We start from the raw sequence: 15,883 nt of genomic DNA on the forward strand, positions 1-15,883 counted from the left end.
TTCAGGCTCCAGTCTGCGACGGGTCGGATGCCCCCGCCGGTTCCGAATAGACGATGTCGCGCAGTGTCGTGCCCTCGAACACCAGCGAGGTGATCGAGGCCAGCGAGCACTGCCGCTTGCGCGGGTCGTGCCAGAGCCGTCGCCCCTCGAGGAAGCGGCGTGTGGTGTAGACCGGCAGCTGGTGGCTCACCAACACGGCTTCGTGCCCGCGGGCGGTGTCAAGGGTGGAGTACACGGCGCCGATCATGCGGTGCGCGATCTGCAGGTACGGCTCACCCCACGACGGCCGCATCGGGTTGAGCAGGATCGGCCAGTACTGCGGGTCGCGGAGGGCGCCGCCGGGGCCGCCGACCTTGCGCCCCTCGAAGCGGTTGTCGGCTTCGATGATGTCGGCGTCGATCCCCACCGGGAGTCCCAGGGCCTCGGCGAGGGGGGCCGCGGTCTCCTGGGCACGCTGCAGCGGCGAGGCGACGATCGACACGATGTCGTGCCCCTGCCCCAGCACCCGGCCGACGGTCTCGGCCTGGCTCCGCCCCAGCTCGGACAGTCGGAACTCGGGCAGCCGCCCGTAGAGGATGCCCTCGGGATTGTGGACCTCACCGTGACGCACCAGGTGCACGATCGTCTGCGTCTCGCCGGCGCGGGCCGAGGTGTCGCGGGGGGTCGACGACGATGAGACCGGCTGCCCCGGAGCGGCGATCGTCCCCGGCTCGGCCCCGTAGGCCGCGGACCCCTCCGGCTGCGACTCGAGGGGAGGCTCAGCCGGGGCCGCGGTGGCCCCGGACCCGCCCAGCGACGGTGGCGCCACGGCGGGGGCGGGATGATCTCCCCGGAGGGGGATCGGCAGTGAGGTGGGTCCCGTCGACGGGACGGCGAGCCGCCCGCGCAGTCCTCGTCCGCTGCTGCTCATCGGCCCGTCTCCGGGGCGGACGCCGCGGCGGCAGCTTCCGCAGCCACCGGCAGCGCGTCGGAGATGTGCTGGAAGTCGTCGTCGGTGAGCGCGGTGGAGACGAACCAGGTCTCGAACGCGCTGGGCGGAGCGTAGATGCCGCGGTCGAGCAGCGTGTTGAAGAACGGCGCGTAGCGGAAGGTCTCGGCGGCCTTGGCCCCGGCGTAGTCGGTGACCTGATCCTCGGAGAAGAACATGCTGAGCATGGTGCCCGCCCGCTGGATGGTGTGCGCGACACCCGCGGCCTGCAGAGCGTTGCTGATCAGCGCCTCGAGCCGGTCGGCGTTGGTCTGCAGCGTGTAGTAGCAGGAGTGGTCGGCCAGCCGCAGGGAGGTCAGACCCGCGGCCACGGCGACGGGGTTCCCGGACAGGGTGCCGGCCTGGTAGACGGGGCCGGCGGGGGCGAGGGCGGCCATGACGTCGGCGCGACCTCCGAACGCGGCGGCGGGCAGTCCTCCGGACATGACCTTGCCGAAGGTGGTCAGGTCGCCGGCGACACCGTCGATCCCCCACCAGCCGCGGTCCCCGGCGCGGAATCCGGTCATGACCTCGTCCATCACGAGCAGTGCCCCGTTGTCGGAGCACAGGGTGCGCAGTTCTTCGTTGAAGCCGGGCAGCGGCGGGACGGTGCCCATGTTGCCGGCGGCGGCCTCAGTGATCACGCAGGCGATCTCGTCGCCGTGGTTGGCGAAGGCCACCCTGACGGCGTCGATGTCGTTGTACGGCAGCACGATCGTGTCGTGGGCGGTCGCGCCGGTGACGCCGGGCGAGTCCGGCAGCGCGAACGTGGCCAGGCCCGACCCGGCGTCGGCGAGCAGTGCGTCGACGTGTCCGTGGTAGCACCCGGAGAACTTGACGATCTTGGAGCGGCCGGTGAATCCGCGGGCCAGGCGCACGGCGCTCATGGTGGCCTCGGTGCCAGAGTTGACCAGGCGCACCTCGTCGACGGAGGTGCGGGCGACGATCTCGCGGGCGAGGTCGACCTCACCCTCGTTCGGGGTGCCGAAGCTCAGTCCGCGGGTGGCGGCGTCGCGGACGGCGTCGACGATCTCGGGGTGGGCGTGCCCGTGGATCATGGGGCCCCACGAGCAGACGAGGTCGATGTAGGTGTTGCCGTCGACGTCCGTCATGCGGGAACCCCGCGCTTCACGCATGAAACGCGGGGTTCCGCCGACGGAGTTGAAGGCGCGGACCGGGGAGTTGACTCCGCCGGGGATCAGCTCGCAGGCCTCGGCGAAGAGCTCGGCCGATCGGGTGGTGCCGGACATGCCGGACGGGGTCTTGAAGGCATCACTCGAAGAGGTCACCGGACCAGTGTCTCAAAGTCCGGCCGCGAGCACCCCCTCGCGGTCTCAGCCCTGCGGCGGAGCCGGCGGGGCGAGGGGGGCGAACAGCGACTTCGCGGCGGCGTCGACCTGTCCGGCGAACTCGTGTACCGCCTTCTCCGCGTCGGCGACTGCAGTCTCCGCCTGCTGCTGCAGTTCCTGCGGCGTGGGCAGCGGTACGGGTGCGGGCGCCGGCGCGGCGACGGACCCCGAGGCGGGCGTCGGCGCGGCGACGGAGCCGACCGCCGGGGCCCCGACGGAACCGGTGCCGGCCGCGTTCACGGCGCCGGTACCGGCGTCGCGATGTGTGCCGTACCAGTCGTCAGCACCGGCGACGGGAGCGGACATGCCCTGCTGGGCGGCGGCGATGCGCTCGGCCTGGCCCCACTTCGGCAGCGGCTCCGGCGACGGCTTGCCCGCGACGTGGCCCGGCACGGCGACCCCGGTCTCCAGGAACTCCATCACGAGCTTGTCGATGGCCTCGTTGCCCATGCGGAAGGTGCCGTGGTCGCCGCCACCGACGGTGACCAGTGCGCCACCCATGGCCTCGGCCACGCGGTGCGCGCCGGCGATGGGGGTGATGGCGTCGTCCTCGGAGTGCAGCACCAGCGGCTTCTCGTCGAGGGCGTCACCGTTGGGGCTGATGGTCTTGGCGACCGGCTGCCAGCCCACGCAGTCGTCGCCGGCGGCCTCGACGGCGGCGCGGGCGGTGAGGCGGTTGCCGCCGGTGTACTTGTCGGCCTTGGCCGCGATGACTCCCAGCTGGTCGGCCGGGGCAGCGGTCTCGTTGCAGGTGATGATCGAGTTCATCTCGATGTCGGTGCGGTACACCGGCGAGCGGTTCTCCTGCGCGGCCAGCATCAGGGCCACGGTCTCGTAGTCGGCACGCGCGATGGTGCCGCCGTCGTTGTAGTACTTGAGGATGTGGGCGAGCATCGGCCAGGCCTGCTCGGAGTAGGTGGCGCCGACCGTGGCGTCGTAGAGCCCGGTGGTGGCGTTGTTCGTCAGCCCCTGCAGCGCGGCGGCGCGGGCGAACCCCTCGACGCGTGCGCGGGCGGGGGCGGTCCCGTTGATCACGTCGAGCGCGGGCTTCTCGACGGCGCTGCCGCGGAGCTCCACGGGCAGGTCGCCGGTCTGCGCCGGCGGCGGGGTGAGGTTGGCGGGGCCGCCCACCTCCTGGTCGGTGACCCACTTCCAGGAGTGGAAGACCTTCAGCGGGGTGTCCCCGAGGCCGTAGTAGTCGTCGCGCTCGGCGATCCAGGCGAAGATGTCGTTGACCCGCTGCTCCTGGGCGAGCGCACCCTGCTCTGCCTGTGTGTTCCAACGCCAGTCGGGGTGGGTGTTGGAGTCCAGCACCATACGGCCGGTGGCCTCGGGGAACAGGGTGGCGAAGTCGGTGCCGATCGCGGTGCCGTAGGACACGCCCACGTAGTCGACCTCTGCCAGCTCGAGCGCCTCGCGGACCGCGTTCATGTCGCGGGCGGCGTTCTCGGTGGTCATGGACTTCATGTACTCGGGGTCGGTCCCGTAGCACGCGTCGTGGAGCGGGTTGACCGTGTTCGGGCCCACGTAGTCCACGTTGCAGACCATGGGATTGGAGCCGTACAGCCCGCGGGGCTGGACGGCCACGAGGTCGTGGTTCTCGTACAGGCCGGCCGGGTTGGCGCCGTCGAGGGCCGGGCTCCAGAAGTTCAGGGCGTAGTTGCCGGGCCCGCCGGGGTTGCCGAACACGGTGGAGCGCGCCTGGCCGGACGAGGCCTTGATGCGGGTGAGCGCGATCTGGGTCTTGGCGGCGTCGGGCGCGGTGTAGTCCACGGGGACCTCGACGGTTCCGCACTCGAGACCGGCGGGGACGTACTCGGCCTCGATGCCGAGCATCTCGGTACAGTCCTGCCATTCGACCTGGGCGGCCGAGGCCACTCCCGATCCCAGAAGTGCGATCGCTCCCACGACCGCGGTGGTGCCAACGAAAGTGCTGGAAGGCTGCACCGATCCCCGTTTCCCTGTGCTGTAGGCGTCACTCCGGCGAATCGGACGCATCGACCACTCATTTTTACGAGCGTCACATACGTCCGAACCGCTCCAAATGTAGCCTGTGGCCGACGCCACGACGCACCGCCCCGGGCACACTCAGAAAACCGTCATCCGATCGTTACCGCGGCGTTCGCTGCGCCCGCAAAAGCCCTGGCAGAAGTAGATCTGTCAGGATTCGACCCGGGGGGCGCGCCGGAGGACTGCGAGGGTGGTCAGGACCATCGTCAGCCCCGCCAGGACGGTCGCGGCCAGGAGCAGCCGGGGATCGGTGTGGATGCGTTCGATGCTGCCCTCGACGGGCGGGTCGATGACCGGCGGCGCGCCCGTCACGATGTCCCTGGCGAACCACCACAGCACCACGGCGAGTACAGCGCAGGCGACCGCGGCCACGCCGAGGCGACGCGAGTTCACTCGGGTCCCGGCTCGCGCGGGAGACTGTCGACAGCGCCGGCCAGGGCGGCGTGCAGGGCCGCGGGGTCGCGGGACCAGGCGCGGACCTCGCCCCCGGTGTCGAGTCGCAGACCCACAGCCGCCCGCCGGCGGGGCATCTCCCGCAGCTCGCCGAGGAGTCGGGCCGTCTCCCACGAAGCTACGGAGTCGTCGGCGGCGGGGAGGGGCAGCACCTCCTCGATCCGGCGCAGTTCGAGCTCCTCGGTGCCCTGGAGGTACACGTCGGGGGTCAGGCGGACACGACCGTGGACGCGGGTGGCGGCGATCATCACGCCGTGGCAGAGGGCGGTCGCGATCGCGCAGACGGTGAGCATCAGCCAGTGCACCGGGGCGCCGGTGGCGAGCTCGAACCCTGCGGCAGCGGCGCAGAACGCGGGCGCCGCGAGGATCCAGGCCCAGCTCCAGCCGTCCTCGGCGTACAGGATCGGCCCCTCGGGTTCGATTCCCGGCCGGGCGGCGGTGGGTTCACTTGCCGGCACGCGCGCCGCCTCCCGGGGTCGTGTACTGGATGGCCTCGGCCTTGTGCTGGCGCCACACGGCGGCTGCGGCGCACAGTCCGGCGAGGATCTGGAGGGCGATGACGACGAAGCTGATGACGTCTCCCCGCTCCCCCGCGGTCGCGACTCCGCCGAACACACCGATCACCACGGACACGGCGTCGACGACGAGGAAGATGGCGACGATGTCGAGCATCGTGCGGGCCCACCCCTTGCCCGCTCGCAGCCGGAAGGCCAGCCACACGGTGACGGCGGCGACGATGAGCGCCAGCACCGCCCCGGCCGCCAGAGCGATGGAGAACATGCTCTCGACGGAGACGTCAGCGGACCCGGTGTTGGCGACCGCGTCGCGGAAGGCGTCCCGCGTGGCGGTGGGCAGGTCCCCGAAGCTGGCGGTCGCGGAGTTGATCAGCATGCCGAGCAGTCCGAACGCGGCGGCGGCCAGCCACAGCACCCACGCGGTGTGGATCTCCTCCGGCGGCGGACCGGCCGGCTCGGCGGGCGGGGCGATGCCGGGGTCGGTGGGCGGCTCGCCGGGCGCGGGGCTCCCCCCGTGGCGCCTCCCGCATCGGGGCCCGGTCCGGTCCGGGCGGGCGGGCGCCACGGCCCGCTGCCGCGGGTCACCGGGACCCCCACCCGTCGGCGAGGAGGCGCGCGGCGTGCAGGGCCCAGTAGGTCAGGACGATGTCCGCGCCCGCGCGGCGGATGGAGGTCAGCGATTCCATGACGGCCGGGTCGTGGTCGATCCAGCCTCGCTCGGCGGCGGCGGAGATCATCGCGTACTCGCCGGAGACCTGGTAGGCGGCCACCGGCACGTCAGAGATCTCGGCGGTCTGGCGCAGGACGTCGAGGTAGGACATGGCGGGCTTGACCATCACCATGTCGGCGCCCTCCTCGAGGTCGAGCTGCACCTCGCGCAGCGACTCGCGCAGGTTGGCCGGGTCCTGCTGGTAGGTGCGCCGGTCGCCGCGCAGGGACGAACCGACGGCCTCGCGGAACGGGCCGTAGAAGGCGCTGGCGTACTTGGCGCTGTAGGCCAACACCGCGACGTCCTGGTACCCCTCGCGGTCGAGGGCTTCGCGGATGGCGGCGATCTGGCCGTCCATCATCCCGCTGGGCCCCACGACATGGGCTCCGGCGGCGGCCTGGGCGACGGCGAGGTCGTTGTAGGCGGCGAGCGTGGCGTCGTTGTCGACGATCTGCTCGCCGCGCGGGTCGATGCCGAGCACACCGCAGTGGCCGTGGTCGGTGAACTCGTCGAGGCAGGTGTCGGCCATGATCACGAGGTCGTCGCCGACCTCGGCGCGGACGGCGGACAGCGCGCGGTTGAGTATGCCGTCGGGGTCGGCGCCGCAGCTGCCGGTGGCGTCCTTGTCCGCGTCGAGGGGCACGCCGAACAGCATGATGCCGCCCAGCCCCGCCTCGGCGGCGGCGACGGCCTCGCGCCTCAGCGAGTCGACGGTGTGCTGGACGACCCCGGGCAGCGACGAGATGTCGCGCGGGGCCTCGATCCCGTCGGCCACGAACGCGGGGAGCACCAGCTGTCGCGGGGCGAGCGTGGTCTCGGCGACGAGCCTGCGCATGGCCGGCGTCGAGCGGAGTCGACGCGGGCGCACCAGCGGCGCGGGAACGGACGTGGTCTCGTCTGGCGGTGTCGTCACGACCCCCACTGTACGAAAGTCGCCGGTGGTCGGGCGCGGCGCTCACCCGCGCTGCGCCGGGACGCGGGCTCGTCGACCCCTGAACACGCGCCTGCCCCGCGCGGCTGGTCGGCCGGGCGGGGCAGGCGGTGCTGGCGGTGCGGGCGGCGGGGCTGCGGCTCAGCGGCGCCGGGCGCGGCGGCGCGGGGGCGGCAGTTCGCCGGCCGCGCGAAGTTGGTCGGCGTGCGCGGCGAGGGCGTCGACCAGGTCGAGGACGGACGCGTTCTCGGGCTGGACGTCCACTCGCAGGCCGAACTCGGCGGCGGTCTCCGCGGTGCGCGGCCCGATGCAGGCGATGAGCGTGCGTGCGTGCGGCTTACCGGCGATGCCGACCAGGTTGCGGACGGTCGAGGAGCTGGTGAAGCACACGGCGTCGAACCCGCCGGTCTTGATCATCTCGCGGATCTCGGCGGCCGGCGGGGCGGCGCGGACGGTGCGGTACGCGGTGACGTCCTCGATCTCCCAGCCGCGGCCGGTGAGGCCCTCTGCGAGGGTCTCGGTGGCGATGTCGGCGCGCGGCAGCAGGACCCGGTTGACGGGGTCGAGCACGTCGTCGTAGGGCGGGAACACCTCGAGCAGGCCGAGGCTGGACTGCTCGCCGCTGGGCAGCAGCTCGGGCTGGATGCCCAGTTCGCGGACGCGGGCGGCGGTGCCCTCGCCGACGCAGGCGATCTTCACGCCGGAGAAGGCGCGGGCGTCGAGGCCGAACTCGACGAACTTCTCCCACACGGCGCGCACGGCGTTGGAGGAGGTGAACACGACCCACTGGTAGCGACCGTCGACGAGGCCCTTGACGGCGCGCTCCATCTGGGCGGGGCTGCGGGGCGGCTCGACGGCGATGGTGGGCACCTCGACGGGCACGGCGCCGTGCTCGGCGATGCGGTCGCTCATCTCGGCGGACTGCGCCTTGGTGCGGGGCACGAGCACGTTCCAGCCGAACATGGCGCGCGACTCCCACCACTGGTGGCGGTGACGCTCACCGGCGGACTTGCCGATGGTGACCACCAGGTCCCCGTCCATGTCGCGACCGACCTCGGCCATGGTGGCCAGGGTACCGTCGGCGGACTTCTGGGCGCAGAGCGAACCGGAGCAGGTGACGGTCACCGGGGTGCCGGCGGCGAGTCCCTGCTCGGCGAGGCTGGAGGCGGCCTCGGCGAGGTGCCGGCCGGTGGTGCGCAGGACGATCGGGCCGGGCGAGCCGACGAGGGCGGCCCAGTCGACCTTGCCGCGGCCGTCGGCGAACACGTAGCCGGAGCCGAGCGCGATGCCGGCGAAGGCGGGCACGGCGGTGGCCTCGGCGACGCCGGGGACGACCTCGAACGGCACGACGGTGCGGCCGACGGCGGCGATCTCGGTGACGGTGGCGTCGGTGGTCATGGGGTCGCCGGTGACGAGACGGACGACGTCGCGACCCTTCTTGGCCTCGGCGACGAGCTGCTTGGCCACGGCGGCGGGCTCACCGAGAACGGGGCGGACGTCGGCGGCGGTGGGCGCGGGCAGGGCCTTGAGACGCTTGATCTCGGCCTTGTCCTCGGCGGCCACGGCGGCGTCCATCTCGGCCCGGCGCGCGTCGAGCAGTTCCTGCGGCACCGGGACCTCGGTGGCGACCAACGCCAGCACGTCGGCCGAGACGTCGGCGTCGGCGAACACCAGCGGGTTGCCGGTGAGGACCTCTTGGGCCCGGCAGGTGAGCATCCCCGCGTTGCCTGGACCGCCGCCGACGAAGCGGACGGTTCCGGGGCGGGTGGTGCGTGCTCGAGTCATTGTTCGTCTCTCCGTGGGGTGGGTGCCGCGCGCTGGCTGCGCGCGAGATGGGAGTTCGGGGATCAGGGATCGGTGACGGTCGGTGGCGCCGTCGTGGATTCCCTCGGTACGAGTGGGGCGCGTTGCTCGGGCGGTTCGGCGGCCATGAGGTCACGGGCGCCGCGGTCGAGCAGTTCGGCCGCGAGTCGGCGGCCCAGCTCGTCGGCGGCGGCGATCGGTCCGTCCGGGTGGTCTGCGGTGGCGGTGGTGCCGTGGGTGCGCAGGACGGTGGAGCCGTCGTGGGCGGCCGCCACCGCGTGCAGCGTCAGTTCGCCACCGCTGTCGAGTCCGGCGCCGTCGAGTTCGGCGCGCGCGCCGACCGGGGCGGTGCAGCCGGCCTCGAGGTCGCGCAGCAGCCTGCGCTCGGCGGTGATCCGGACCCGCGAGGGCAGGTGGTCGACGACGGTGAGGGCCTCGGCGGCCTCGGTGTCGTCGGCGCGACATTCGACGGCGAGGGCGCCCTGCGCGGGGGCGGGGAGCATCTCGTCGATGCCGAACCGGTGGGTGGCACGCTCTCCCACACCGGTGCGGTCGAGGCCGGCCGCCGCCAGGACGACCGCGTCGAGGTCGCCACTGGTGACGTATCCCATCCGCGTGTCGATGTTCCCGCGCAGGGGGTGCAGGTCGAGGTCGGGGCGCAGGGCCGCGAGCTGGGAGCGCCGGCGCGGGGCGGAGGTCCCGACCCGGGCGCCCTCGGGCAGCGTGTCCATGGTGAGCCCGTCGCGGGCGATGAGCACGTCGGACGGGTCGACGCGCGGCGGCACGGCGATGGGGGCGAACCGGTCGTCGGGCGCGGTCGGCAGGTCCTTGTACGAGTGGACGGCGATGTCGCAGTCCCCGCGCTCGAGGGCGGCGCGCAGTTCGAGAGTGAACACGCCCACGCCGATGCGCTCGACCGGCGCCATCACCACGTCGCCGCGGGTCCGCACGATCACCAGTTCGGCCGGGTACCCGGCGGCGATGAGGGCGTCGCGGACGTGCCCGGCCTGGGTGGTGGCCAGGGTGCTGCCCCGCGTGCCCACCTTCAGGGTCCTGCTCATGACGCCTCCTCGCTTCTACCGTCCACCGTGTTGTCCAGGTCGAACAGTGTGCGTACGACCGCCGCGTAGTTCTCGCCGTCCGGTTGGGCGGCGAGTTCCCGGAACCGCACCGTGGGCGGGTGCAGAAGCTTGTCGACGACCCGGCGGACGGTGTTGGCGACCTCGTCGCGGACCTTCTCGTCCATGTCGGGCAGCCGGGACTCGAGCCGGCGCATCTCGGCCGCGACGACCTGCCCACCGCGCCCGCGCAGCTGCCCGATGAGCGGCCCGACGCCGGCCATGCGCTCGGCCTGCGTGTACGCGGTGAGCTCGGCGTCGACGATCGTGCGGGCGGCGTCGGCGTCCGCGGCGGCGGCGGAGGTGGCGGGGTCGGCCTTGAGTGCCTCGATTCCCAGGACGGTCACGCCGGGCAGGCCGGCGACGGCGGGGTCGACGTCGCGCGGCATGCCGAGGTCGCAGATGACGAGCGGGCCGCGGTCGCCGCGGCGGGCCAGCGCGGTGTGCACGTCGCCCAGGGTGACGACGGTGCCGACGGCCCCGGTGCAGGTGAAGAGGATGTCGGCGCGGGCGACGGCCTCGGCGAGCCCGTCGAGGGGGAAGGCCGTGGCCGGGGTGCCGGAGTCGCCGGCGATCTCGGCCAACCGGTCGGCGCGCTCCGGGGTGCGGTTGGTGATCTCGATGTGGGAGATCCCGCCGCGGCCGAGGTGGGCGACGGCCAGGCCGCCCATCGCGCCGGCCCCGAGCACGACCGCCCGGCGTCCGTCGAGACTGCGGCTGGCGCCGTCCGAGAGGATCTCGGCCGCGCGGTCCAGCGCCACGGACACGACCGACGCGCCGGCCGAGTCGATGCCGGTCTCGGTGTGCACGCGCTTGCCCACGTGCAGCGCCTGCTGGGCGAGCCGGTGCAGAGTGGTGCCGGCCGCGCCGATCTCGGACGCCGACTGGTAGGCGGTACGGATCTGGCCGATGATCTGCTGCTCGCCCACGACCATCGAGTCCAGCCCCGAGGCCACGGAGAACAGGTGCTCGGCGGCGGACTCGGAGTAGCGCACGTACAGGTGGCGGCTCAGTTCGTCGGCGCCCAGGCCGGAGTGGCGCGAGAGCAGGGTCACGACGTCGTCGAGCGCCGGGTGGAACGCGTCCACGGCGGAGTAGACCTCGACGCGGTTGCAGGTGGTGACGATCATCGCCTCGTCGACGTTCTCGCCGGCGATGAGTTCCTCGGTGAGCCCGTCGCGCTCGGACTCGGAGACGGCGACCGCCTCGAGCAGTGACACCGGCGCACTGTGATGGGACAGCCCCACCAGGAGAATGCTCACAACCGACCCCCGGACGCCAGGGCCTCGGGGGCCCATGCCAGAATGGATGCCAACTCGTCAACTCGGCGAGGAGACGGTCGGAGAACAGACGGGGCCCCGCAGGACGAACTCGCGGAACGCTGGTCCACAGTCGGTCGTCTCCCGTCGGTGTGCACGGCTGCGTACAAGGCGCTCCCATGGCGGAAACACCCTGCCGGGACGGCCGTGGCCTCAAGCCTGCGTACGACCCGTAACGGGCTCCACCGTAACCCGCCTGACACCCCGGGACAAAACCGTGACAGGGGCGGATGCTATATCCGGCCGCCCTCCCGCGCGCACCGTGAACCGCACGGACCGCAGTACGGTGACATCCGTGCCCCCTCGCCGCAGGTCCTCGTCGACCATGTCCGCCGCGACCCGCGCCCGGTACGCGAAGCGTCGTCAGCGGCGCCTGTCCCGCGTGGACAACGACCTCACCGACCCGCAGTGGGCCCGGATCCTCGACGCGTGGAAAGCCTGCGCCTACTGCTCCGCGACCGGGCCCGCGCTGCAGAAGGACTGCGTCCAGCCCATCTCACGCGGCGGGCGCTACACCCTGGAGAACGTGGTCCCGGCCTGCGCGTCGTGCAACGCGAGCAAGCACAACAGCGAGGTCACCGGGTGGCTGCGGCGCAAGAAGCTCGACGAGGGCGCGTTCCTGCTCCGGCACGCGACCATCCTGCGGGACCTGCGCGACGCGCCGCGGGAGGAGTGACCGCCCACCGTCGCGGCCACCGCCGCGCGCACCCCCGGCACCGCCCGCGCCCGTCGGCCGGTTCAGTCCCATCCCGGGAACGGGCCGGCCCCGGCGAGGGTGGCCAGCAGCTCGTCGTCGTCGACCTCCCAACACGAATGCTCCGCGCCGTCGACCAACACCACCGGCAGGCGGTCGCCGTATTCGGCGGCGAGTTCGCGGTCCGCGGCGTGGTCGACGTCGGTCACCTCGAGCCGGGCGCCCGCACCCTCGCACAGTGGGATCAACTGGCCGTGGACGCGGACGCAGCTGCCGCAGCCCTCGCGGGTCAACAGGGTCACCGTGTGCACCATGGCTCGATAGTGCACCACCCCCTCGGGGCTGCCCTAGGATGGGGTCCCCGCGCCCCTTGAGGAGGTCCCGCCCGGTGAACGACTCCCGCTCGGTGAACGACGACGCCGACGACAACGACGACGACAACGCGCCCACCCCCGGCGGCGAGGCCTCCGAGGACGCCGCCGAACCGGTGGAGTCCCACCGCTCCCGGTCCGGCCCGCGGCTTCCCGGTCGTGCCGATCTCGGCTCGGCTCTGGGTCGGCTGCTGTGGCGGCGCCGCGACGCGCGGATCCAGCGGCGCGCCGGTGAGGCCTCTGCCCAGCACGCCGTCAAACTCGAGCCCGGTGCCGAGCCCGGCCCGCCGCTGGCCGACTACGACCCCGCCGAGGGCGAGGGCGAGGGGTCCGGCGCGGGCGCGGGCGCGGGCGCCGGGACCGCCGTCGCCGACCGCCCCGCGGACGCCGTCGCGGAGCGTGCGGCAACCGACCGTGCCGCCGCCGACCGTGCCGCCGCCGAGACCGACGAGTCGCTCGAGCCGTTTGTGCCGGACCCGCGGGTCGCGGCGTTCTTCGACGTGGACAACACCCTCATCCAGGGCGCGTCGATCATCCTGCTGGCCCGCGGGCTGGCCAAGCATCGCTTCTTCACCGCGCGCGACGTCGCCGGGTTGGCGTGGTCGCAGGCCAAGTTCCGGATCTCCGGGGAGGAGAACGCCGAGGACGTCGCCACCGGACGCGACAAGGCCCTGAGCTTCGTCAAGGGTCGCACCGTCGCCGAACTGACCGAACTGAGCGAGGAGGTCGTGGACACCTCGATGCTCGACCGCGTCTGGCCGGGCACCCGCTCGCTGGTGCAGATGCACCTGGACGCCGGGCAGCAGGTCTGGCTGGTCACCGCGACGCCGGTGATGCTGGCGCGGGTGATCGCCGCCCGGTTGGGCCTGACGGGTGCGCTGGGCACGGTCGCGGAGGAGGAGTACGGCGTCTACACCGGCCGGCTCGTGGGCGACATCCTGCACGGGCCCGGCAAGGCGCACGCGATCGCCAAGCTCGCCGAGGCCGAGGGCTTCGACCTGGCCAAGTGCTACGCGTACTCGGACAGTTTCAACGACATGCCGATGCTCACGATGGTGGGCAACCCGGTCGCCATCAACCCGGATTCGAAGCTGCGCAAGTACGCCTCGGAGAACGGCTGGAACATCAAGGACTTCCGCACCGTCCGCAAGGCCGCGAAGAAGGCGATGCCGGGTGTTCTCGCCGTCGGCGGGCTCGCGGGCGCCCGGGCGGCCGCGCGCTCTTACTACGGCAGCCGCGCGATGGACCGGGTGCGCCGCATCTTCTGACGCGGGCCCGCGCCGGGGCGCTCCCCCGCCGCCGGCTCAGCCGAAGAAGACGCTGCCGCGGCGGGCGAGGTTGCGGAACAGCGTGTTCTGGATGGTCTCCCGGACCTGGTCGGTGATCTCGAAGACCACCATCGGGTCCTCTGCGGCGTCGGGCCCCAGGTGCGAGGTCTCGATCGGCTCGCCGAACTCGATCGTCCACTTGGTGGGCAGCGGGATGCCGCCGAGCGCGCCGAGGAGCGGGAACGCGGGCGTGACGGGCATGTACGGCAGGCCGAGCAGCCGCGCGAGCGCCGGGACCTCACCGATCTTGGGGTAGATCTCCTCGGAGCCGACCACCGAGCACGGGATGATCGGCGCGCCAGCGGCCAGGGCGGTGGCCACGAACCCGCCGCGGCCGAAGCGCTGCAGGCGGTAGCGGTCGGCGAACGGCTTGCCGAGCCCCTTGAAGCCCTCCGGCCACACGGCCACCACGTGACCGCTCTCCAGCAGGCGCTCGGCGTCGGCGGCACAGGCCAGGGTCGCCCCCGCCCGGCGGGCCAGCGGCGCGGACACCGGCAGCGACATGGCCAGGTCGGCGGCGAGCAGACGCAGGGCGCGTCCGGCGTGGTCGTGGACGGCGACGGTGGTCATCATCCCGTCGAGCGGAAGGACGCCGGCATGGTTGGAGACGATCAGGCCGGCGCCGTCGGCGGGGATGTTCTCGGCACCGATCACCTCGACCCGGAACCAGTGCTCGAACAGCGGCCGCCACAGGGGCAGCCACACGTTGGTGTGGAAGTGCTCGTCGAACCCGAACTCGTCGACCTCGTACCCGCCGGTGACACGGGTGGCCAAGAGCTCGCCGGCGGCGTTGACGGCGTCGGCGAGGGTGGACAGGGCGCTGACGTCGCCGGTCGCGAGCATCGTGTCGACACCGCGGGTCAGTTCGCGGACGGGCGCCAGGACCTCGGCGTCGAGGGGCAGTGCGTCGACCACCTGACCGATCGAGCTGCGCAGGGAGGTGAGGAACCTGTCGACGATCCTGCCGAGCTCGGTGGCCGCGGCATCGCTGTTGGTGGTCTCCCCTACGAAGCCCTCGCCGACGGTTCGGTAACCGGGGGCGTCGCGTCGGCCCTCTCCCCAGCGGGGGCCGCCGAGTGGTTGGGACAGGTCGAATTCCGGGCCCTTCACGGCGCCCCCTCCTCGATCGGGTCGGGCTCGTTCGTCTCCGGCCGGTTCGAATCGGGCTCGATCGGCTCCGGCAGGGCCCCTATCGACTCGAGCTCGCCGATGGTCGAGTTCACGCCCGCGCGCAGTCGGCTGGCCACCGGGCCGGGCAGTCTGCTGGCGATCTTGGCGGTCTTGCGCTCGAGTGCGGCGCGCGTGACGAGGGGCTCGGCCCCCGAGTCGACGAGGTAGGCGTGCAGCGCCTCCTCGGTGGTGTACCGGGGCGTGAACCCGAACCTGGTGCGCATCCGGGTGGTGTCCATGGTGCGGCCGTACCGCAGGTAGCGCAGCTGCGAGGGCCCGATGTCGCGCAGTCCCTGGCTGGAGAGCAACCGCGCCGCGAGTTTGAACGTCTGCGGCATCACCGGCAGCGGGATGTGGCCGGCGCGGCGGATGGCCTGCGTCAGGGTGAGGATGCCGTCGGCCGCGATGTTGTACGTCCCGGGGGGCGCCCCCGTCGCGGCGTGCAGCAGCGCATCGAGTGCGTCCTGCGGGTGCAGCAGCTGGATGCGCGGGTCGTACCCGGCCAGTACCGGCGCCACCGACGGCAGCAGCAGCTCGCCGACCACCGTGGGCTCGGGCAGCCCGAGGATGGCCGGGATGCGCAGGATCGTCACGTCGATGTCCGGGCGCTTGCGGGACATCCCCCGCACGTAGCCCTCGACCGACGAGTGGTCGAGGGGGATGCCGCCACCGGGCAGGCGCCGGGCGGCCATGTCCTCGGTGAACATCGCCGGGTCGACCCCCGAGGAGCCGTACACCGAGGTCGACGAGATGAGCACGAACCGCTTGACCGTCGCGGCCCGTCCGCACGCGGCGATCACGTGCATGGAGCCCATGATGTTGGCCTCCTTGACGGCCGCGCGGCCGCCGGGGGCGAAATCGGTGTGGTGCAGCCCGGCGTGCACGACCGTGTCGATGCCGGCCTCACGCAGAATCCCCTGCAGGCGCGGGGACTGCGGGTCGAGGCGCACGAACTCGGCGTCGCGCATCCGTCGGCGGTGCTGCGGCGACGGCTTGACCGAGTCGATCGCCAGGACGCGCTCGACGGAGTCGTTGCGCAGCAGCATGCCGACCAGGTGGGCGCCGAGATACCGGCTGCCGCCCACGACCGCGACGGCACGAGCCGGGCTACGGTCGGGCAGTTCGGTGTCCACCCGCCCGAGTCTA

The 15,883-nt window shown here is 72.8% G+C and carries 15 protein-coding genes; 2 read left to right on the top strand and 13 right to left on the bottom strand.

Going from position 1 to position 15,883, the window contains the following annotated elements; genetic code table 11:
* Position 1: 1 nt before the first annotated feature.
* The 10 genes from OVA21_RS12865 to OVA21_RS12910 form a co-directional block, all read right to left on the bottom strand.
* Positions 2–910 carry a histidine phosphatase family protein gene (locus OVA21_RS12865; RefSeq protein ID WP_268092560.1) on the bottom strand — a complete coding sequence of 303 codons (909 nt, stop codon included), beginning with the start codon at positions 908–910 and terminating at the stop codon, positions 2–4.
* Positions 907–2,217, bottom strand: a complete 1,311-nt coding sequence (hemL, locus tag OVA21_RS12870; RefSeq protein ID WP_069388627.1) for a glutamate-1-semialdehyde 2,1-aminomutase — start codon at positions 2,215–2,217, stop codon at positions 907–909. The genes OVA21_RS12865 and hemL overlap by 4 nt, the downstream gene beginning before the upstream one ends.
* 84 nt (positions 2,218–2,301) lie before the next feature.
* Positions 2,302–4,224, bottom strand: a complete 1,923-nt coding sequence (locus OVA21_RS12875) for an alpha/beta fold hydrolase (protein WP_268092561.1) — start codon at positions 4,222–4,224, stop codon at positions 2,302–2,304.
* Between the two features lie 252 nt (positions 4,225–4,476).
* On the bottom strand, positions 4,477–4,719 hold the full coding sequence (locus OVA21_RS12880) for a hypothetical protein (protein WP_069389510.1): 243 nt from the start codon (positions 4,717–4,719) through the stop codon (positions 4,477–4,479).
* Entirely contained in the window at positions 4,716–5,237 is a 522-nt protein-coding gene (locus OVA21_RS12885; RefSeq protein WP_268092562.1) for a hypothetical protein, read from the bottom strand. Before OVA21_RS12885 ends, OVA21_RS12880 begins: the two co-directional genes overlap by 4 nt.
* Positions 5,224–5,859, bottom strand: coding sequence for a hypothetical protein (locus tag OVA21_RS12890; RefSeq protein ID WP_268092563.1), 636 nt, complete (start codon positions 5,857–5,859; stop codon positions 5,224–5,226). Before OVA21_RS12890 ends, OVA21_RS12885 begins: the two co-directional genes overlap by 14 nt.
* 16 nt (positions 5,860–5,875) lie before the next feature.
* Positions 5,876–6,916, bottom strand: a complete 1,041-nt coding sequence (gene hemB, locus OVA21_RS12895; RefSeq protein ID WP_268098685.1) for a porphobilinogen synthase — start codon at positions 6,914–6,916, stop codon at positions 5,876–5,878.
* A 159-nt stretch (positions 6,917–7,075) separates the two neighbouring features.
* Positions 7,076–8,719, bottom strand: coding sequence for a uroporphyrinogen-III synthase (locus tag OVA21_RS12900; protein ID WP_268092564.1), 1,644 nt, complete (start codon positions 8,717–8,719; stop codon positions 7,076–7,078).
* Positions 8,720–8,781: 62 nt separating this feature from the next.
* Positions 8,782–9,798, bottom strand: a complete 1,017-nt coding sequence (gene hemC / locus OVA21_RS12905) for a hydroxymethylbilane synthase (protein WP_268092565.1) — start codon at positions 9,796–9,798, stop codon at positions 8,782–8,784.
* Positions 9,795–11,117: a glutamyl-tRNA reductase gene (locus OVA21_RS12910; protein WP_268092566.1), complete on the bottom strand. Its 1,323-nt coding sequence runs from the start codon at positions 11,115–11,117 to the stop codon at positions 9,795–9,797. Before OVA21_RS12910 ends, hemC begins: the two co-directional genes overlap by 4 nt.
* A gap of 382 nt (positions 11,118–11,499) precedes the next feature.
* Between OVA21_RS12910 and OVA21_RS12915 the strand changes: the two genes are divergently transcribed.
* Positions 11,500–11,850 (top strand): HNH endonuclease, encoded by a 351-nt coding sequence (locus OVA21_RS12915; RefSeq protein WP_120286044.1) that lies wholly within the window; start codon positions 11,500–11,502, stop codon positions 11,848–11,850.
* 62 nt (positions 11,851–11,912) lie between these two features.
* Here the strand turns inward: OVA21_RS12915 and OVA21_RS12920 are convergent, their stop codons facing one another.
* Entirely contained in the window at positions 11,913–12,182 is a 270-nt protein-coding gene (locus tag OVA21_RS12920; RefSeq protein WP_082923762.1) for a glutaredoxin family protein, read from the bottom strand.
* A gap of 74 nt (positions 12,183–12,256) precedes the next feature.
* Between OVA21_RS12920 and OVA21_RS12925 the strand changes: the two genes are divergently transcribed.
* Complete coding sequence (locus OVA21_RS12925) at positions 12,257–13,507, top strand: HAD family hydrolase (RefSeq protein ID WP_442778932.1); 1,251 nt, start codon at positions 12,257–12,259, stop codon at positions 13,505–13,507.
* Positions 13,508–13,543: 36 nt separating this feature from the next.
* Here the strand turns inward: OVA21_RS12925 and OVA21_RS12930 are convergent, their stop codons facing one another.
* Both OVA21_RS12930 and OVA21_RS12935 read right to left on the bottom strand, forming a co-directional pair.
* Positions 13,544–14,677 (bottom strand): lysophospholipid acyltransferase family protein, encoded by a 1,134-nt coding sequence (locus OVA21_RS12930; RefSeq protein ID WP_069389582.1) that lies wholly within the window; start codon positions 14,675–14,677, stop codon positions 13,544–13,546.
* Positions 14,674–15,870 (bottom strand): NAD-dependent epimerase/dehydratase family protein, encoded by a 1,197-nt coding sequence (locus tag OVA21_RS12935; RefSeq protein WP_268092567.1) that lies wholly within the window; start codon positions 15,868–15,870, stop codon positions 14,674–14,676. Before OVA21_RS12935 ends, OVA21_RS12930 begins: the two co-directional genes overlap by 4 nt.
* Positions 15,871–15,883: the final 13 nt, after the last annotated feature.

The organism is Dietzia sp. SL131, from assembly GCF_026672565.1.
GTDB classification, from domain to species: Bacteria; Actinomycetota; Actinomycetes; order Mycobacteriales; family Mycobacteriaceae; genus Dietzia; species Dietzia kunjamensis.

Excerpts from the sequence above, each read along its gene's own strand:
- OVA21_RS12865 (WP_268092560.1), bottom strand. The coding sequence starts at position 910 with ATGAGCAGCAGCGGACGAGGACTGCGCGGGCGGCTCGCCGTCCCGTCG.
- hemL (WP_069388627.1), bottom strand. The coding sequence starts at position 2,217 with ATGTCCGGCACCACCCGATCGGCCGAGCTCTTCGCCGAGGCCTGCGAG.
- OVA21_RS12900 (WP_268092564.1), bottom strand. The coding sequence starts at position 8,719 with ATGACTCGAGCACGCACCACCCGCCCCGGAACCGTCCGCTTCGTCGGC.
- hemC (WP_268092565.1), bottom strand. The coding sequence starts at position 9,798 with ATGAGCAGGACCCTGAAGGTGGGCACGCGGGGCAGCACCCTGGCCACC.
- OVA21_RS12915 (WP_120286044.1), top strand. The coding sequence starts at position 11,500 with ATGTCCGCCGCGACCCGCGCCCGGTACGCGAAGCGTCGTCAGCGGCGC.
- OVA21_RS12920 (WP_082923762.1), bottom strand. The coding sequence starts at position 12,182 with ATGGTGCACACGGTGACCCTGTTGACCCGCGAGGGCTGCGGCAGCTGC.